Origin of the sequence: Qipengyuania aurantiaca, from assembly GCF_019711375.1 — a bacterium.
GTDB classification, from domain to species: Bacteria; Pseudomonadota; Alphaproteobacteria; order Sphingomonadales; family Sphingomonadaceae; genus Qipengyuania; species Qipengyuania aurantiaca.
In genome coordinates this window covers 2,015,778-2,031,673 of the sequence record NZ_CP081295.1, presented here as the reverse complement: position 1 = coordinate 2,031,673, position 15,896 = coordinate 2,015,778, and the positions used below count along the sequence as shown (strand labels likewise).

At 64.8% G+C, this 15,896-nt stretch carries 22 protein-coding genes; 13 read left to right on the top strand and 9 right to left on the bottom strand.

Features of this window, described 5'->3' with window-relative positions:
• Positions 1–17 precede the first annotated feature (17 nt).
• On the top strand, positions 18–158 hold the full coding sequence (locus K3148_RS09820) for a hypothetical protein (protein ID WP_221424636.1): 141 nt from the start codon (positions 18–20) through the stop codon (positions 156–158).
• Here the strand turns inward: K3148_RS09820 and K3148_RS09815 are convergent.
• The 3 genes from K3148_RS09815 to K3148_RS09805 are packed head-to-tail and all read right to left on the bottom strand — an operon-like array spanning position 155 to position 2,182.
• Entirely contained in the window at positions 155–1,051 is an 897-nt protein-coding gene (locus K3148_RS09815; protein WP_221424635.1) for a transposase, read from the bottom strand. The genes K3148_RS09820 and K3148_RS09815 overlap by 4 nt on opposite strands.
• Positions 1,039–2,001 (bottom strand): hypothetical protein, encoded by a 963-nt coding sequence (locus tag K3148_RS09810; protein WP_221424634.1) that lies wholly within the window; start codon positions 1,999–2,001, stop codon positions 1,039–1,041. The genes K3148_RS09815 and K3148_RS09810 overlap by 13 nt, the downstream gene beginning before the upstream one ends.
• A 19-nt stretch (positions 2,002–2,020) precedes the next feature.
• Positions 2,021–2,182, bottom strand: coding sequence for a hypothetical protein (locus K3148_RS09805; RefSeq protein ID WP_221424633.1), 162 nt, complete (start codon positions 2,180–2,182; stop codon positions 2,021–2,023).
• A 135-nt stretch (positions 2,183–2,317) separates the two neighbouring features.
• Between K3148_RS09805 and K3148_RS09800 the strand changes: the two genes are divergently transcribed.
• Both K3148_RS09800 and K3148_RS09795 read left to right on the top strand, forming a co-directional pair.
• Positions 2,318–2,776, top strand: a complete 459-nt coding sequence (locus K3148_RS09800; RefSeq protein WP_221424632.1) for a PaaI family thioesterase — start codon at positions 2,318–2,320, stop codon at positions 2,774–2,776.
• Complete coding sequence (locus K3148_RS09795) at positions 2,769–3,182, top strand: PaaI family thioesterase (RefSeq protein WP_221424631.1); 414 nt, start codon at positions 2,769–2,771, stop codon at positions 3,180–3,182. Before K3148_RS09800 ends, K3148_RS09795 begins: the two co-directional genes overlap by 8 nt.
• On the opposite strand, the gene K3148_RS09790 is transcribed toward K3148_RS09795, so the two are convergent.
• From K3148_RS09790 to K3148_RS09775, 4 genes are all read right to left on the bottom strand, one after another.
• Positions 3,179–5,389 carry a transglycosylase domain-containing protein gene (locus K3148_RS09790; RefSeq protein WP_221424630.1) on the bottom strand — a complete coding sequence of 737 codons (2,211 nt, stop codon included), beginning with the start codon at positions 5,387–5,389 and terminating at the stop codon, positions 3,179–3,181. The genes K3148_RS09795 and K3148_RS09790 overlap by 4 nt on opposite strands.
• Positions 5,390–5,464: 75 nt before the next feature.
• On the bottom strand, positions 5,465–5,965 hold the full coding sequence (locus K3148_RS09785) for a hypothetical protein (protein WP_221424629.1): 501 nt from the start codon (positions 5,963–5,965) through the stop codon (positions 5,465–5,467).
• Positions 5,966–5,981: 16 nt separating this feature from the next.
• Positions 5,982–6,965, bottom strand: a complete 984-nt coding sequence (locus K3148_RS09780; protein WP_425594658.1) for an AAA family ATPase — start codon at positions 6,963–6,965, stop codon at positions 5,982–5,984.
• A 73-nt stretch (positions 6,966–7,038) separates the two neighbouring features.
• Positions 7,039–7,713 carry a cupin domain-containing protein gene (locus tag K3148_RS09775; protein ID WP_221424627.1) on the bottom strand — a complete coding sequence of 225 codons (675 nt, stop codon included), beginning with the start codon at positions 7,711–7,713 and terminating at the stop codon, positions 7,039–7,041.
• Positions 7,714–7,799: 86 nt separating this feature from the next.
• On the opposite strand from K3148_RS09775, the gene K3148_RS09770 reads away from it, so the two are divergent.
• A complete protein-coding gene (locus K3148_RS09770; protein WP_221424626.1) occupies positions 7,800–8,645 on the top strand; it encodes an oxygenase MpaB family protein in 846 nt (281 codons plus the stop codon).
• On the opposite strand, the gene K3148_RS09765 is transcribed toward K3148_RS09770, so the two are convergent.
• Positions 8,642–9,337 (bottom strand): winged helix-turn-helix transcriptional regulator, encoded by a 696-nt coding sequence (locus K3148_RS09765; protein ID WP_221424625.1) that lies wholly within the window; start codon positions 9,335–9,337, stop codon positions 8,642–8,644. The two genes, K3148_RS09770 and K3148_RS09765, sit on opposite strands and share 4 nt — an antisense overlap.
• A 68-nt stretch (positions 9,338–9,405) precedes the next feature.
• On the opposite strand from K3148_RS09765, the gene K3148_RS09760 reads away from it, so the two are divergent.
• From K3148_RS09760 to K3148_RS09740, 5 genes are read left to right on the top strand one after another with little or no spacing between them, the layout of a single operon-like run.
• Positions 9,406–9,759: a DUF1428 domain-containing protein gene (locus K3148_RS09760; RefSeq protein ID WP_221424624.1), complete on the top strand. Its 354-nt coding sequence runs from the start codon at positions 9,406–9,408 to the stop codon at positions 9,757–9,759.
• A gap of 1 nt (position 9,760) precedes the next feature.
• Positions 9,761–10,543 carry a VOC family protein gene (locus K3148_RS09755; RefSeq protein ID WP_221424623.1) on the top strand — a complete coding sequence of 261 codons (783 nt, stop codon included), beginning with the start codon at positions 9,761–9,763 and terminating at the stop codon, positions 10,541–10,543.
• 3 nt (positions 10,544–10,546) lie between these two features.
• Positions 10,547–11,182, top strand: coding sequence for a glutathione S-transferase family protein (locus K3148_RS09750; RefSeq protein WP_221424622.1), 636 nt, complete (start codon positions 10,547–10,549; stop codon positions 11,180–11,182).
• Positions 11,175–11,654 (top strand): VOC family protein, encoded by a 480-nt coding sequence (locus tag K3148_RS09745; RefSeq protein WP_221424621.1) that lies wholly within the window; start codon positions 11,175–11,177, stop codon positions 11,652–11,654. The genes K3148_RS09750 and K3148_RS09745 overlap by 8 nt, the downstream gene beginning before the upstream one ends.
• 4 nt (positions 11,655–11,658) lie before the next feature.
• Positions 11,659–12,333, top strand: a complete 675-nt coding sequence (locus tag K3148_RS09740) for a dihydrofolate reductase family protein (RefSeq protein ID WP_221424620.1) — start codon at positions 11,659–11,661, stop codon at positions 12,331–12,333.
• 4 nt (positions 12,334–12,337) lie between these two features.
• Here the strand turns inward: K3148_RS09740 and K3148_RS09735 are convergent, their stop codons facing one another.
• Positions 12,338–12,928, bottom strand: coding sequence for a J domain-containing protein (locus K3148_RS09735; RefSeq protein ID WP_221424619.1), 591 nt, complete (start codon positions 12,926–12,928; stop codon positions 12,338–12,340).
• Between the two features lie 60 nt (positions 12,929–12,988).
• On the opposite strand from K3148_RS09735, the gene K3148_RS09730 reads away from it, so the two are divergent.
• From K3148_RS09730 to K3148_RS09715, 4 genes are read left to right on the top strand one after another with little or no spacing between them, the layout of a single operon-like run.
• A complete protein-coding gene (locus tag K3148_RS09730; RefSeq protein ID WP_221424618.1) occupies positions 12,989–13,261 on the top strand; it encodes a BolA family protein in 273 nt (90 codons plus the stop codon).
• Between the two features lie 13 nt (positions 13,262–13,274).
• Entirely contained in the window at positions 13,275–14,165 is an 891-nt protein-coding gene (locus K3148_RS09725; RefSeq protein ID WP_221424617.1) for a pirin family protein, read from the top strand.
• A gap of 9 nt (positions 14,166–14,174) precedes the next feature.
• Positions 14,175–14,990 carry an SDR family NAD(P)-dependent oxidoreductase gene (locus K3148_RS09720; RefSeq protein WP_221424616.1) on the top strand — a complete coding sequence of 272 codons (816 nt, stop codon included), beginning with the start codon at positions 14,175–14,177 and terminating at the stop codon, positions 14,988–14,990.
• Positions 14,990–15,886 carry an alpha/beta fold hydrolase gene (locus tag K3148_RS09715; RefSeq protein ID WP_221424615.1) on the top strand — a complete coding sequence of 299 codons (897 nt, stop codon included), beginning with the start codon at positions 14,990–14,992 and terminating at the stop codon, positions 15,884–15,886. The genes K3148_RS09720 and K3148_RS09715 overlap by 1 nt, the downstream gene beginning before the upstream one ends.
• Positions 15,887–15,896: the final 10 nt, after the last annotated feature.

Sequence of the window (15,896 nt, the reverse complement as noted above, 5' to 3'; positions counted from 1 at the left end):
GAACAGGGGGTTGCGGATTGCTGGATTTTCTCGACATCTTCGGGAGCGCGCGCGCCGATCATAGACGTGAGGCCAGCGCCATACGCATGGCACTGCGCGCCATCGGGATCGCCTGCCTCGTCATCCTGTTCCTCGCGACGATAGCGATCCTGCTCTAAGCGTTTAGGGCGGCTCGCCGCGCACAGGCCTCCTTCGCCACCATAAGGCTTCCCGAAAGCTCGGCCTCACGCCAAAGGGCGTCGCGCGCTTCGCCCGTGACAAGACCGCTGCGCGCTTCGAAGCTCGCCAGCCGCATCCGGTCGCTCGGATGCGCCCGCCCCGCCCACTCGGCGAATTCCAGCGCGTTCTCGCCGCCCAGCCCGACAGCGCAACGCAGAAAGCATTCGGTCGAGGTCGGATTGAGGATGCCGGTCACGGCGTTGCTGTCGAGGTCAAAGCCATACTGGTCGTGCCACCCCTGCGCCGGGTCGATGTGCATGATGTTGAGCGAGACCGACATGGCTTCGGGCGGGATTTGCGAGTGAATGTCGCGGTGGGCGCGATAAAGCATCAGCTTGCCTTCCGAGAGGCAGCTGCGCTCCACGAAGCGTAGCGCGGCTTTTTCTCCGCGATAGCCTGCGACTGTTTCATAGTCGTATTCATAATAGTCGCTCGCATAGCCGGGACCGAAGTATCCGGCGGTGAGGAAGCTGAAATTGTGGTCGTGGGGGACGCCGTAGACGAAGGCATCCGCACCGCTCGCCCGGAAGCAGCTTTCGTCAGCGCTGGGCCAGATGTTGGCGCGCAGGAAGCTGCCGCCTTCGATCCGCGACAGGACGATGGACTGCGGTCCATAGGCACTCTCGACACCGCCTTCGCGGTAGCGGCTCTCCAGCTGCGCGATGAGAATATCGCCGAGGAAGGTGCGATCGTTCGCCAATCGGGCGAGTGCAACACCCCCCTTGGCGAGTGAGGCCTCGTCGCCCGGATCGAAGGGGGTCTCGGCAAGCATCCCGAGGCAGGCGTCCAGCGAGCGGCTGGCGCTCTCGTTGTTTTCGATCAGGCGGGGCATGGAATAGCCTCCAAACTTGCAAGTTGGGGATAGGCTTCGAGCAATTGCGCCCTCAAGGCGCTGGCCGGGGAAGAAAGCTCGTCCGATGCGTCGGCGGCGATCTGGGTCAGCGCTGCAAAGCCCGTCGCGGTGTCGAGCCCGAGGCATTCGCGTAAACTCTGCCAGCGGATGTGCGCGCTCCCTTCTCGGGTTAGCTCGGCGAGCAAGGGGGCGGCATCGCTGCGCCCCATCCTGCCGAGCAGCGCAGTGGCCATCTCCCGCTGGCTCTCCAGCCGGTTGCCGCTGGCCCGATGAAGCAGGCGTCCGTCTTCCAGGGAATACTGCCGCGTGTCGGATTGCGCTGCGTCGGTCCGGGCTAGGCGCAGCATGACCATGCGGCCATGAACCCGCTCAAGGACCCGCGTCTGGGTCGCCCCATCGCAGGAGAGGGTCTCGCCAGCGACCAATCGGCGGACGCGCTGGTCGATAGCGGCAGAATTGGCGCGCTCTTCCAGCAGGTCGACGAAGCGGAAATCGCCCACGCCCGACAGGACAAGTTCGTGGCGCTCGCCTGCGGAAAAGCTGGCCGATTTCGGGGACTGTTGCAGCTCGTCATAGGCAATCAGCGTCAGAGCGGCCCGTCCGGATAGGCCCAGCTGGATCATCGCGACGCCGTCCGAATACTGGTGCCGCATCGGGAATTGGCCGAGCGGGTTGCGGGTAAGGCTCTCCAGCCCCGCGTCGAGAAGCGGGGCAAGCCATGCGAAGGCCGCCGCCTGGTCGTTCAGCAGGGTCTTCAGCGCAGGGCACTCATCGAGAGGCTGGCCCTCGCCATATCTCTGCAAGTCCGCGAGCGCCTCGGCCCCCGCGCCGGAGCGCCAGCTATCGCAGGCCGCCACCAGTTCTTCCTGCGCCAGGCGTTGCGAGGCCGGATCGCCTCGCAACGCCCTTATCTGCGGATCGATTCGCATCTTTCGCGCAGCGCCGCGATCAGAGCAGCGTTTCGGTGGCAACGGTCTCGTAAACGTAGACCATGATCACCACCACGCGGTCGTCGACGGTCGGGCCGCCTTCGCTAACCAGCGAGCCAAAGAGGCCGGTGACGGTATCGAGACCCGGCAGGCTGGAAAGATCGATCTTGGGCAGGTTCATAGGTGTTCTCCCTAATTGAAGGGAGCCGCGACCCCGTGCCACGCTCCCCTGCCCCCTTGCTGGCGATGTGCGCGCCGGTGATCGAATTAAAACATTGTAATGAGCCGGAACCCGGCGCTATCGGCGCTCCCACCCATGAGCGAACCAGCAGCATTCGATCCGAAGACGGCGACGCCCTTCCTCACCAGCCGTGGCCATCCGGGCTTCCTTGGCATGCGCTACGCCGATCACGGCGATGATTGGGTGGAGCTGGAATTGCCCTGGCGCGAAGACCTGCTTGGCGACGAGGGCCAGCATGTGCTCGCCTCCGGCCCGATTCTCAGCCTGATGGACATGGCGAGCGGGCTCGCGATCTGGAAAGCGATGGACAAGTTCCAGGCCATCGCCACGCTCGACCTGCGCGTCGATTACGTGCGCCCGGCGCGTGAGGGAGCGGCGGTCTTCGGCCGCTCGCAATGCTATCGCATCACCCGCAGCGCCGCCTTCGTGCGCGGCCTTGCGCATGATGGCGATGTCGACGATCCGGTCGCGCATATCCAGGCGGTCTTCATGAAGATCGGCGGCGGCCCCAAGCGGGAGTTGCCCGGTGGCTGAGCGTCCCGACTTTACCGTCCTTACGCCCTACGCCCGCTCGCTCGGCATAGAACTGGCCGAGTGGGAGGATGACGTGCCTGTCATGCGCGTCGAATTCGTCGAGGCGGTTGAGGGGAGGCCCGAACACTTCCACGGCGGCGCGACCGGCGGCCTGCTGGAAACAGCGGGCTACGCGGCGCTGCGAGCAGAACTTGCTCGCCTCGATCGCGACGCAGTGCTCAAGCCGATCAACATCACCGTACAATATCTTGCCGCCGGCAAGTCGCAGGCGAGTTTTGCCAAGGGACGGGTCACCAAGCTTGGCCGCCGCAGCGCGAATTTGACCGTGGAAGCCTGGCAGGACGATCGCAGCCGCCCCATCGCGACCGCGGTGATGAACGTCTTCATGGCCGAAGCCGAAGGCTAGAAGTTGCGTATCCGTCCGTCGCGTTCGAGCTGGCGGCGGATTTCCTCGTATTGGCGCTCCTCGGCCTCCTGACGCCGCTCCTCCGCCCGTCGCCGCGCTTCCTCGATTGCGGCCTCGTCGACGCCGATGCCATCGTCGCTGACGCGGATATCGACCGGAATACCGTCGATTTCGGTAGAGAAAATGGCTTCTCCATCGCGGATGCGCAGGCGCGAATTGCCGTCGCCCAAGGGGATGTCTTCCAGATCGGGCACGTCGAGCGGCTCGATGGGGCCGTCGGGATCGGGGCTGCTCGTCGGGGTCGGCGGTTTGGGAGCTGCGGCTGCGCCCAGCGCCTGGCTCATGAAATCGCGCCAGATGCGTGCAGGCAGGCCGCCGCCGGAAATGCCTTGCAGCGGCGAATTGTCGTCATTGCCGATCCACACGCCGACAACGAGGTCGCCCGCGTAACCCACGAAAACCGCGTCGCGATTGTCTTGCGTCGTCCCGGTCTTGCCGAAGGCCGGGGTGGAAAGGCGCGCGCTGCGCCCCGTGCCGCCATCGATGACCGAGCGCAGCAGGCGGTCCATCTTGCGGCTCGTCGAGCCGGAAAAGCTCGACGGGCCATCGACCATGCTTTCGAACCAGCCCCGCTCGGGCGTAGCGAAAGCGCGCGGTTCGACCGGATAGGCGTTGCCGGCCACGCCCGCATAGGCCGCCGTCAGTTCGAGCAGGCTCATGGTGGATGTGCCCAGCGCCATGCTCGGATCGCCCTTGGTGAGCGGCGAGGTCACGCCAAGATCGCGCGCCGCATCGATGACCTTTTCGCTGCCAACCTCGCCGAATAGGCGCACGGCGGCAACATTGCTCGATTGCGCGAAGGCCTGTTCCAGCGTCAGGCTTTCGGAATAGCGCCCGCCGGAGTTTTCGGGCCGATAGCCGCCCTGCTCGATCTTCGCGTTGCTAATGGTGTCGTCCGGGCTCCAGCCATCGCGCATGGCGGCGAGATAGACGAAGAGCTTGAAGGTAGAGCCGGGCTGGCGCTTGGCCTGCGTGGCGCGGTTGAAGGGCGATTTCTCGTAATCCTTGCCGCCGATCATGGCGACGACCTCGCCATTTGTGCGCATGGCGACCAGCGCCACCTGCGCCTCGCCCAGCGGCGCGCGCGAGGTCACCCGGCGCGCGATGTTCTGGAGCCGCGCATCGAGCGTGGTGGTGAGCGTCTGGCGGGCGTAGCCCGTCTCCGACATCTGGCGCGCTTCGGGCAGCGCCCAGTCGGCGAAATAGGTGCCGGTGGGAAGGTCGCTCTTCAACCGCACGTCGAGCGCCGGAGAGCGCATGGCACGCGCTTCGTCCTCGGTGATGTAGCCTGCCGCGACCATCGATTGCACCACCAGCTTCATGCGCTTTTCCGCCCGCTCGTAATGCCGGGTCGGCGCATAGGCGCTTGGTGCCTGGAGCAGGCCTGCGAGCATCGCGGCCTGGTTCGGCAGGAGGTTTTCGGGCTTGCGGTAAAAATAATGCAGACTGGCTGCGCGCAGGCCATACACATTGTCGCCGAAATAGGCGTTCGACAGGTAGCGTTCGAGGATCTCGTCCTTGGTCAGCCAGGCTTCCAGCCAGAAGGCGATCAGCGCCTCGCGCGCCTTGCGTGACAGGCTGCGTTCGGGAGTAAGAAAGGTAAACTTGGCCAGCTGCTGCGTGATCGTGGAACCGCCACCCGTGCCGGTGAAAGCGGCGCGTGCGATGCCACGCGGGTCGACACCCCAGTGATCGTAAAAGCGGCGGTCCTCGATGGCGAGGAAGGCCTCGACCACGTGGGGCGGCAACGTGTCGATATCGACCGGCTCGTCCACCACCGCGCCGTTGCGGGCGATCGGCGTGCCGTCCGAAGCGAGCAGCGTGATCTGCGGCGGGGCAATCGGCTCGAGTGACTTGTTGAGCGGGGCAGTCACCGCGAGCCAGGCGACGAGCGCCATGAACAGCGCCAGAATGCCGGCGATGATGCGAACCACCCACCAGCGTTTGCGGCGACCGAACCAGTGTTCGCGCTGCCACCATTTCTGGCGTTTGCGCTCTTCGGCCAGCACCGCGTGATCGACCGCGTCCAGCCGGTCGTCCCAACTGTCGTCATCATCCCAGTCATCGCTCAGCGCGTAATAGCCGCGATGGCCCGGAGGTGCGGGTTCGGGCCGATCGCGGCGAAGGATGGAATCGATAACGCCCATGGAGCTACTGTGCTATCCTATTAACACAGCTATGCATAGGGTCTCGGAGATGAACCTGTGACGACAGGCTTCGAACTATGTGCTGCACGTCTCTACGCGTCTGCCTGTCCCGGCCAGAGTATAGGCGAAGCTACCCGGTATCTCTTCATGCCCGAAATCGAAGCGCGTTTCGAACCGGAAATTATCGCCATCCACGTAGGCGGTGGTGGTTGCAACCAATTGCGAGCCGTCTGAGACAAAATCGCCTTCACCTTTGCCGGTGCAACGCATTACCCTGGTAAAGCCAGTTTCGTCTTGCTGGGTGATCTCGCTCTCACACCCCTTGTCGGCGCCCATCGCGGAAACCTCTTCAACGATCGATTTCCAGTCCCCGAACGTTTGCGCCCCGACACACTGGGGGCCGCCAGCCCATTCGGCGAGAAATTCCGCTTCCATCGCCCTCTTCTCTTCGTCGGAGAGCCACGGCCCGGCGAGGTCGCGCATCTCCATGCTGATCTCGTATTTGGGACCCGACACGGCGTCGCACGCGCCCAGCGCGGCAAGACACGTCAGCGATAGAGCGATCCTGGTTTTCACCACCGTATGCGACCGCCTAGTTCTTGCCGACCACGCTTTCGGGCAAATCGTCACCGAAGACGCGCTGGTAATATTCGGCCACCAGCATGCGCTCTTCCTCGTCGCATTTGTTGAGGAAAGAGAGACGGAAGGCGAAGCCGACATCCTTGAAGATGGCGTAGTTCTGCGCCCAGGTGATCACCGTGCGCGGGCTCATCACCGTGCTGATGTCGCCGTTGATGAAGCCCTGGCGCGAAAGATCGGCGACCTTGATCATGTCGGCAAGGATCTTGGGATCGGTGTCGGGGTTCTTCGCCTCGACGATCTGCTGCTCGGTTTCGGCCGGCAGGTAGTTCAGCGCGGTGACGATGTTCCAGCGGTCCATCTGGCCCTGGTTGATCGCCTGCGTGCCGTGATAAAGACCGCTCGTGTCGCCGAGGCCGACCGTGTTGGCGGTGGCGAAAAGGCGGAAGTTTGCATCGGGGCGGATCACGCGGTTCTGGTCGAGCAGCGTCAGCTTGCCCTGCTGTTCGAGCACGCGCTGGATCACGAACATCACGTCCGGACGGCCTGCGTCGTATTCGTCGAACACCAGCGCCACCGGGTGCTGGAGCGCCCAGGGCAGCAGGCCTTCGCGAAATTCGGTGACCTGCAAGCCGTCGCGCAGCACGATGGCGTCGCGCCCGACGAGGTCGATACGGCTGATATGCGCATCGAGATTGATGCGGATACACGGCCAGTTGAGGCGCGCGGCGACCTGTTCGATGTGAGTCGACTTACCCGTGCCATGATAGCCCTGCACCATGACGCGGCGGTCGTGCGCAAAGCCGGCAAGGATGGCGAGCGTCGTGTCCGGATCGAAGACATAGGCTTCGTCGAGATCGGGCGTTCGCGAATCCGGCTTGGAGAAGGCGGGCACCTTCCAGTCGATATCGATGCCGAAGGTCTCGCGCACATCGACTTCAATGTCGGGCGCGGGAAGCACGGTCTTGGCGGAAGGCTCGAAGGTCTTGTCGGTCATCTCGTTCATATCGTGAGGCGGGTTAGAGGAGGCACGCGCGGGCCGCAATGCCCATTGCAAGGGAAAACCGGTTTCAGGCCGCTTCGGGTTCCCGGACATGGGCGAGATGGCCGGTCTTCGTCCAGATACGCGCGCCCTCTGGCCCGGTTTTCAGCGTGAGTGTGTCGCCTTTCGGCATCCGCATCCAGTCGTGCAGGCCGAGGTGGATTTCGTCTCCGGCGAGGCTGCCATCCAGCACGAGCGCTTCTGCCCCGCCCTCGCTGCCCAAGGTCCATGAAGCTCCGGGTTCGAGGACGATGAGTTCTACCGTTTCGCGGGGATCTGCATGGAGCGTGGCGGTCCGCACGCCCTCGCCAGCCTCCTCGAGAGCGGTCGATCCCATGTCGCGCGCGAACTGGTCGCGATCCGCGGCATCGAACTGCCACAGCTTTACGAAGATGGTGCATCCCTCGTCGGAACGCGGGACATGGTGGGTCGTCGGCGGATTGCGGACATAGGTGCCTCGCGGATAGTCGCCATGCTCGTCCTGGAAGGTACCTTCGAGGACGATGAACTCCTCGCCCCCGTTATGGGTATGCTCGCTGAAAGCGCTGCCGGGCGCGTAGCGGACGATGGAGGTAGCGCGGGCGACTTCGCCACCGATCCGGTCGAGCATCCTGCGCTCGACACCCTTCATCGGCGAGGCCTGCCAGTCGAGCTCGCGTGTATGAACCACGATGCGCTCGTCGAAATCGGCATTCACCCGCATCCATTCCCTCCGTTTCTGCTTGCCCGCGCAAGATGGGGACAATCTCCCCTCTCGCCAAGGTTGCGGCGCTCGCCTAGACTGCCGCCATGGCGTCGCCCTCCCCCAGCGAATACCTCCGGCTCAAGCTGGTCGAAAAGGTGCGCGGCGTCTTCAACGATGTCGAGGGCGGGGAGCAGCCGGTGCCGGTTTCCGCAGAGGCCCTGTTCGACAAGGATACGCCGATCCGGTTGGTTCATGCCGATATCGTGGCGATGATGGTCGGCGGCATCCGCTCGCTGCTGCTGCAAATGCTCCACCCGCACGCGCTACAAGGTGTGCTCGACCATTCGAATTTTCGCAGCGATATGCACGGGCGGCTGCGGCGCACGGCACGGTTCATTGCGGTGACCACATTCGGACACCGAGACGACGCACAAGGCGCCATAGAACGGGTCAACCGCATCCACGCGCAGGTCGGCGGCACGCTGCCCGACGGATCGCCCTATTCCGCGACCGATCCGCGCACGCTTGCCTGGGTCCATGTAGCCGAAGCGACCAGCTTCCTCGCCGCCTACCTGCGCCATGTCCGCCCCGACATGCCCGCAGCCGCGCAGGACGAATATTACCGGCAGTTCGCTGTCATCGCCCGCGCGCTGGGAGCCGATCCGGTCCCGCTCGACCGGCGCGAGGCCGAGGCGCTGTTTCGCGAGTTGCGCGGCGATCTGGCGACCTCTCCGCAAGCGCGCGAGATTGCCGACCTCGTCCTGCGCCAGCGGCCCGAGGGCGCGCCGCCGGCCGTTCAGGCGATGCTGGGCGCAGAAGCGGTGGCGCTGCTGCCGCCGTTTGCGCGCTCCATGCTCGGGCTTGAGCGTCCCGGGATTGGCGCCTTTCCGGCGCGGGCGGCGACGTGGGGCATGGGCAAGACCTTGCGCTGGGCCTTCCGGCAGGGCTAGGCCAGCTTTTCGGGCAGCTCGAAGATTGCGACAAAGCGTCGCGCCTTTTCGCGGTCCCCCTCGATCACCAGACCGGCTTCGCGTTCGAGTTCTTCCGGTGGTACATCGCCATAGAGCAAACCGGCCATGACCGGCGCGGTCGGAGCCCGGAAAACCGCATCCGCATCGCGAACCTCGCCGCGGCGGATGGGGATCGCCCCGTCCTTCATGCACGCAATGAACTGCTCGCCCGCGATTTCGAAACCGATCGTCGCCTCCATCCCCGCCGCCTTTGCCGGATCGAACATCGTCCGCAGCGACAGCATGAGCGAGACGGGCGAGAGCGGCAGCGTCGGATCGTGTCCGGAGGACATCGCCGCCCAGCGGCCAAGCTCTTGGATCAGGGGTTCCGCGCGATACCCCCATTCGGAAAGTTCGTAGACCTGTACCGGGGCCGGAGACGGCAACCGCCTCTTCGCCAGCACGCCGGCCTCTTCCAATGTCGCCAGCCGCTCGGTCAGCACCTTGGCCGAAATTCCGGGGAGGCTGGCGCGCAGTTCGGAAAAGCGGCGCGGGCCCAGCATGAGTTCCCTCACCACCAGCAACGACCACCGCTCGCCGATCAGTTCGAGGCCGAAAGCGGTCCCGCAGGCGTCGCCATACCAACGCCCATGCTCGACTGAACCCGCTTTGGTTTCCTTTTGTAACTTCATAGTTGCTTTTAGTAACCTAGAGCCTCATCACACACAAGGTCCGAGTCGGAGTTGAAAGGAGAGAGGCGATGTATGTGAACGGATTCGTGCTGGCCGTGCCCGAGGGCAACAAGTCCGCTTACGCCGAGACCGCCGAAAAGTTCTGGGAACTGGCGAAGGAATTCGGCGCGCAGTCGCAGATCGAATGCTGGGAAGCGGACGTGAAGGACGGGCACACCACCGACTTCCGCCGCGCAACCAAGGCTGAACCGGGCGAGAAGATCGTTTTCTCCTGGGTCACCTGGCCCGATGAGGCGACCGCGAAAGCCGCGGAAACGAAGATGATGGAAGACCCCCGCATGGAGGAGTTCGGCGAAATGCCCTTCGACGGCAAGCGGATGGTCTACGGCGGCTTCGAACCCATCGTCTGGAAGGAGGCCTGACATGGCAGACGCACACGGCGATTTCGTCTGGTACGAACTGATGACGAGCGATGCGGAGGCCGCGCAGGCCTTCTACGGCCCCCTCCTCGGATGGAGTTTCGCGGACAGCGGCCAGGAGGGCGTCGACTATCGCGTTTTCTCCGCCGGCGAGACGCAGGTCGGCGGCATGCTGCACCTGACCGAGGACATGACCGAGGGCGGCGCCCGCCCGGCCTGGCTCGGCTATGTCCGCGTCGACGATGTCCCCGCGGCGGTCGACACGGTCCGCAAGGCGGGCGGCGGCGTAATGATGGAGGGGAACGAGGTGCCGGGCGTCGGCCCCTTCGCGCTCCTGTCCGATCCGCAAGGCGCGCCCTTCTATGTCATCGACGACCGTTCGGGCGAGGACAGCGGCGCCTTCGCCAAGCACGAGCCAAAGGTGGGCCATTGCGCCTGGAACGAGCTGGTCACCGAAGACCCCTCCGCCGCCGACAGCTTCTATCGCGACCTCTTCGGATGGGAGAAGGGCGAGGCGATGGATATGGGGCCGATGGGCCTCTACCAGATGTACACCCAGTCGGATTACGGCCTCGGCGCGATCATGAAGCGCCCGGAGGAAATGCCGGTTTCGGCATGGGCGCACTACTTCCGCGTGCCCGAGATCGACCCGGCGCATAGCTTCGTCACCGGCCATGGCGGGCAGGTCGTCAATGGGCCGATGGAGATTCCCGGCGGGGATTACGTCTTTCAGGGCATCGATCCCCAAGGCGCGTTCTTCTCGATCATTGGCGCGAAAGGCAGCTGATCCATGGCCACCTACACCTTCTTCACCAATCCGATGAGCCGCGGGCAAATCGCGCGCTGGGCGCTCCACGAGGTCGGCGCGGACTACGAGACCGAGTTGGTCGACTGGGCGGCCAAGTCGGAGGCCTTCCTCAGCGCCAATCCGCTGGGCAAGGTTCCGACGCTGGTCCACCACCATGGTGACCACGTCCACGTCGTGACCGAGGCGGCGGCGATCTGCCACTACCTCGCCGAAATGCATCCCGATGCGGGTCTACTCCCCCAGCCGCACGAGAAGGCCGCCTATTTTCGCCGGCTCTTCTACGCCGCCGGCCCGGTCGAACAGGCCGTGGTTTCGCGCAGCATGGGGTGGAGTGTCGAAGATCCGCAGAAGCAGGGCATGCTCGGTTTCGGCAGCTACGAGCGCGCCATGGACACCTTCGACACACTACTGGCCGACCGCGACTATGTCTGCGGCGACCGCTTCACCATGGCCGATGTCTATGTCGGCAGCCAGGTCGACTGGGGGCTCCAGTTCGGCTCGATCCCCAAGCGCAAGACCTTCGAGGATTACGCCGAGCGCCTGCGCGAGCGCCCTGCCTATAAGGACGCCAAGGCCATCGACATGCAATTGATCGCGGAGGCACAGGCCAATGGTTGAGAAGTTCACCACCGTCCTGTGGTTTGACGGAGAGGCCGAAGAGGCCGCGCGCTTCTATGCCGAAACCTTCCCGGACAGTTCCGTCGGTCATGTGTTCCGTGCGCCGTCGGATTTCCCCGGCGGCAAGAAGGGCGACGCGCTGACGGTCGAATTCACCGTGCTGGGCCGCGCGTTCTCGGGCCTCAACGGCGGCGACATGTTCAAGCCCAATGAAAGCGTCAGCTTCATGGTGACGACCGAAGACCAGGCGGAAACCGACCGCTACTGGGATGCGATCGTCGGCAACGGCGGGCAGGAAAGCGCCTGCGGTTGGTGCAAGGACAAGTGGGGCTTCAACTGGCAAATCACCCCGCGCACCCTGCTAGAGGCCAACCAGGCCGGTGGCGATGAAGCCAAGCGCGCTTTCGGGGCGATGATGTCGATGGGCAAGATCGATGTTGCGGCCATCGATGCCGCGCGCCGGGGAGATTAAGGCGATGGCGCGCAAGATCACTGGCGGCATGTTCCTGTCGCTCGACGGCGTGATGCAGGCGCCCGGTGGCCCCGGAGAAGACCCGATGGGCGGGTTCGACGAGGCCGGCTGGGTTTTCAAGCTGTGGGACGAAGGCGTCGAACCGGCGCTCGGCAAGCTGTTCGGCGGCGATTACGACCTGTTGCTAGGGCGCCGCACGTACGACATCTTCGCTGCCTACTGGCCCTATGCCGAGGGTGACAACAAGCCGATGAGTGAGGCCTTCACCAAGGCTGCCAAATTCGTGCTGACCAGCGGCGACCAGGAGCTTCCGTGGGAGAACAGCCATCGGCTCTCGAGCGTGGACGATGTCGCGCGGGTCAAGGAAAGCGAGGGACCCGACCTCGTCATCCAGGGGTCGAGCACGCTCTACCCCGCCCTCCTGTCTGCCGGTTTGATCGACGAACTCGTCCTAATGACCTACCCCCTCACGCTCGGCCGGGGAAAGCGCATGTTTGGCGAAGGCACACCGGTCGGAAAGCTCGAAATGACCGATCACTGGGTGACCGACAAGGGGACCATAGTTGCAGCCTACAAGCCCGGCGGAGCGCTGCCTCCCTATCCCCCCGAAGCGCCAATCCCGATCCTGAGCGAGCGCGAGCTGGCTCGCCGGAAAAAGATCGAGGACGGGACCTGGTGAAGGGTCAGATGAAAGCGGGCGCATTGCGCAACGTATTGTAGGCCTCCACCACCTTGTTAAGCCGTGCCTCGTATTGCCGGTCACCACCATTGCGGTCCGGATGGTATCGCCGGACCAATTCCGAGTACCGCCGCCTGAGTCCGCGCCGGTCGGTGCCGGTGCCCAGCCCCATGACTTCCAGCGCCTTGGCCTCTGCGCGGCTGAAACGTCCGTCCATCGCCATCGCCGCCTCGCGCTGGGCGCGGCTCTTGATGCCGTTGGCGCGCGCGGAGATCGCGTCGAGCGGATCGTCGTAATCCGCCCAGCGCGGCATGCCGTCCACGCCCGCTGTCGGGCGGAAGCTGGGGCTTTCGGTGCGCCAGCCGCTCGCCGGTCCCTGCGCGTCGAGGATTTCCTCGGCGCTCATGCCTTCGAACCAGTCGTAACCGGCGTTGAATTCGCGCACGTGTTCGAGGCACATCCAGCGCCATTCGCCCGGTCCGTCGAACCGGTGACCATCGCCCGGCGCGCGGAATTCGCCCGGCTCCTCGCAGGTGGGGTGGGCACAGACCCTGCCTGTGTCTTCATACCGACCATGAAACTTTGACTGGCGCATTCGTTCTAGAATGGTGTGAGATTTGCGCTATGCAAACCCTGAAGAGGAGAAAACGAACGCATGGCAGAACCGGTCCAGCAGGAAATGGAACGCCTTTTGACCGAGGCTTTCGCGCCCACGCGCCTCGAAGTCATCAACGACAGCGCGAAGCACCACGGCCACGCCGGCGATGACGGCAGCGGGGAATCGCACTTCACCGTGGTCATCGAAGCGCCCGCTTTCGCCGACAAAAGCCGGCTCGACCGCCAGCGCATGGTCAACCAGGCGCTGGGCGACATACCCGGAGAGCGCGTCCACGCCCTCGCCATCCAGGCTTCCGCGCCCACCAGCTAAGAAGAGGCATTCCATGAGCCAGATCGACCTCACGCTGACGCCGACGACGCATGATCTCGGACAGTTTGAGGTCCGACGGGTTTTGCCGTCCAAGAAGCGGAGCATGGTCGGTCCTTTCATCTTCGTCGACCAGTTCGGCCCGGCGCAGCTCGATCTCGGCAGCGGCATGGATGTGCGCCCGCATCCGCATATCAATCTCGCCACCGTCACCTGGCTGTTCGAAGGCGCCATCGACCACCGCGACAGCCTTGGCAGTTTCTCCACCATCCGGCCCGGACAGGTGAACCTGATGACGGCGGGCAGGGGCATCGTCCATTCCGAACGCTCGCCCGAGGAAGAGCGGAAGGCTGGCCCGAAGCTTTACGGCATGCAGACATGGCTGGCGCTGCCCGATGGCAAGGAGGAAATCGATCCCGCGTTCGAGGCCGTGTCCGACCTTCCCATCGTGGAAGACGGCCGCGCGCGTGCCATCGTGATCATGGGCGAATTGTGGGGCGAACGCGCGCCCACCACCACCTATGCCGACACCATCTATGCCGAGATCGTGCTGGGCGCGGGCGGCGCGATCCCGCTCGAAGACGATGCCGACGAGCGCGCGGTGATGCTGGTGGGCGGAGAAGCAAGCGTCGATGGACATGCGCTCAAGCTCTACGAACTGGCCGTGCTCCAGCCGGGCCGCGACATGACGCTGGAGAGCAGGAGCGGCGCGCGAGTCATGCTGCTGGGCGGCGAGGCCTTCCAGACCGAACGCCACGCCTGGTGGAATTTCGTCAGCTCCAGCCGTGAGCGCATCAACCAGGCGAAAGACGACTGGCGCAACCGCCGCTTCCCCGAAGTGCCGGGCGACAGCGAGGAGCGCATTCCGCTGCCCGATGGCCAGCCCAAGACCGTCACCTACCCCTAAGGAGAGACTATGAGTTTCGAAGGCAAGACCGCCTGGATCACGGGCGCTTCGTCCGGCATCGGCGCTGCGCTGGCGCAGGAATGGGCGAGCCGCGGCGCGAATATCATCCTCTCCGGCCGCGACGAAGGGCGGCTTAGCGCCGTCGCCGACCGGCTCGAGACCGAAACGCTCACCCTGCCCTTCGATGTGCGGGACGAAGAGTCGATGCGGGAGGCGACCGACACAGCCACCGGCTGGAAGGGCGGCGTCGATATCTTCGTCGCCAATGCGGGGATTTCCCAGCGCAGCCCGGCGGTCGATACCGATATGCAGGTCTATCGCGACATCATCGACATCGACCTCACCTCGCAGATTGCCGCATCGCAGGCGCTGCTGCCGCACATGACGGGGCGCGGGAGCGGGAAACTGCTCTTCATCTCCTCCATTGCGGGCAAGGTCGGCGTGCCCATGCGCACCGCCTATTGCGCGGCCAAGCACGGCCTCATCGGCTATGCCGACGCGCTGAGGGGCGAGCTTTCGCAAAGCGGCGTGGATGTGCACGTGATCTGCCCCGGCTCGGTCGCCACCGATGTCAGCCGCAACGCGCTCAACGGCGACGGTTCGGTGCGTGGGCGCAGCGACAAGGTGATCGACAACGGCATAGCGCCCGAGGACGCCGCCCGCCGGATCGTCGACGCAGTCGAACTGAACCAGCGCGAGATCATCGTGGCCGAAGGCATGGAAGAGGCGATGGGCGAAATGCGCCGCACGCCCGACCAGCTTTTCGACCAGGTCTCCGGCATGGTCGCGGCGGGATATATGGAAAAGATGCAGGCGGAGGACTGATGGAGCAGGTCCGGGTCACCCTCGCCAACGGGATCGAACTCGACACGGTGGACGTGGGCCCGCGCGAGGCGCCGGTGCTCATCTTCCTCCACGGCTTTCCCGAAAGCCACCGCACATGGCGCCACCAGATCGCCCATTTCTCCGGCCGCTTCCGCTGCATCGCGCCCGACCAGCGCGGCTATCGCGGCTCGTCCAAGCCCGAAGGCGTCGACAATTACACGCCCGACAAGCTGGTGGGCGATATCTTCCTTCTGGCCGATGCGCTGGGCGTGCAGGAGTTCACGATTGTCGGCCACGATTGGGGCGGAGCAATCGCATGGGGCGTGGCGATGGCGGGCGAGCAGATGGGGCGCGTATCGCGCGCGGTTATCGCCAACGCACCGCACCATGCGGTCTTCCAGAAACTGCTCTACACCTCGCGCGTCCAGCGCGAGGCGAGTCAGTATATGCGCGGCTTCCGCGACCCGGCAAACGACGAACTCGTGCGCGAGAAAGGCCTGTTCGGCATCCTCGAAGCGCATATCCGCTGGGATGCGCCCGACAAGATGGAGCCGGAAGAGCGCGTCCGCCTGCTGCAGGACTGGCAGGATCGCGACGCGGCTTTTGCCATGCTCAACTGGTACCGCGCCAGCCCGATCGACATCCCGCCGATGGACGCCCCGTTCGAGCTCCCCGAGGGCTGGTCACCCCCGCCCTTCCCGCCGCTGACCATTCCGACGCTGGTGATCTGGGCGCAAGACGATCTCGCGCTCCCGCCGGAAAACACGGCCGAACTGGGCGAGCACGTCAAGGATTTGACCCTCGTCGAGGTGCCCGATTGCGGCCACTTCGTCCCGTGGGAGGCTCCCGATGCGGTCAATGCGGCGATGGAAGAATTTCTCGAAACATCGACCTAGCGGATAGTTG

Bases quoted from the DNA above. Each gene is read 5' to 3' on its own strand.
- K3148_RS09810 (WP_221424634.1), bottom strand. From the start codon at position 2,001: ATGCGAATCGATCCGCAGATAAGGGCGTTGCGAGGCGATCCGGCCTCG.
- K3148_RS09800 (WP_221424632.1), top strand. From the start codon at position 2,318: ATGAGCGAACCAGCAGCATTCGATCCGAAGACGGCGACGCCCTTCCTC.
- K3148_RS09735 (WP_221424619.1), bottom strand. From the start codon at position 12,928: ATGCGCCAGTCAAAGTTTCATGGTCGGTATGAAGACACAGGCAGGGTC.
- K3148_RS09815 (WP_221424635.1), bottom strand. From the start codon at position 1,051: ATGCCCCGCCTGATCGAAAACAACGAGAGCGCCAGCCGCTCGCTGGAC.
- K3148_RS09755 (WP_221424623.1), top strand. From the start codon at position 9,761: ATGGCAGACGCACACGGCGATTTCGTCTGGTACGAACTGATGACGAGC.
- K3148_RS09750 (WP_221424622.1), top strand. From the start codon at position 10,547: ATGGCCACCTACACCTTCTTCACCAATCCGATGAGCCGCGGGCAAATC.
- K3148_RS09725 (WP_221424617.1), top strand. From the start codon at position 13,275: ATGAGCCAGATCGACCTCACGCTGACGCCGACGACGCATGATCTCGGA.
- K3148_RS09805 (WP_221424633.1), bottom strand. From the start codon at position 2,182: ATGAACCTGCCCAAGATCGATCTTTCCAGCCTGCCGGGTCTCGATACC.
- K3148_RS09760 (WP_221424624.1), top strand. From the start codon at position 9,406: ATGTATGTGAACGGATTCGTGCTGGCCGTGCCCGAGGGCAACAAGTCC.
- K3148_RS09745 (WP_221424621.1), top strand. From the start codon at position 11,175: ATGGTTGAGAAGTTCACCACCGTCCTGTGGTTTGACGGAGAGGCCGAA.
- K3148_RS09775 (WP_221424627.1), bottom strand. From the start codon at position 7,713: ATGCGGGTGAATGCCGATTTCGACGAGCGCATCGTGGTTCATACACGC.
- K3148_RS09720 (WP_221424616.1), top strand. From the start codon at position 14,175: ATGAGTTTCGAAGGCAAGACCGCCTGGATCACGGGCGCTTCGTCCGGC.
- K3148_RS09790 (WP_221424630.1), bottom strand. From the start codon at position 5,389: ATGGGCGTTATCGATTCCATCCTTCGCCGCGATCGGCCCGAACCCGCA.
- K3148_RS09780 (WP_425594658.1), bottom strand. From the start codon at position 6,965: ATGACCGACAAGACCTTCGAGCCTTCCGCCAAGACCGTGCTTCCCGCG.
- K3148_RS09730 (WP_221424618.1), top strand. From the start codon at position 12,989: ATGGCAGAACCGGTCCAGCAGGAAATGGAACGCCTTTTGACCGAGGCT.
- K3148_RS09715 (WP_221424615.1), top strand. From the start codon at position 14,990: ATGGAGCAGGTCCGGGTCACCCTCGCCAACGGGATCGAACTCGACACG.
- K3148_RS09765 (WP_221424625.1), bottom strand. From the start codon at position 9,337: ATGAAGTTACAAAAGGAAACCAAAGCGGGTTCAGTCGAGCATGGGCGT.
- K3148_RS09770 (WP_221424626.1), top strand. From the start codon at position 7,800: ATGGCGTCGCCCTCCCCCAGCGAATACCTCCGGCTCAAGCTGGTCGAA.
- K3148_RS09740 (WP_221424620.1), top strand. From the start codon at position 11,659: ATGGCGCGCAAGATCACTGGCGGCATGTTCCTGTCGCTCGACGGCGTG.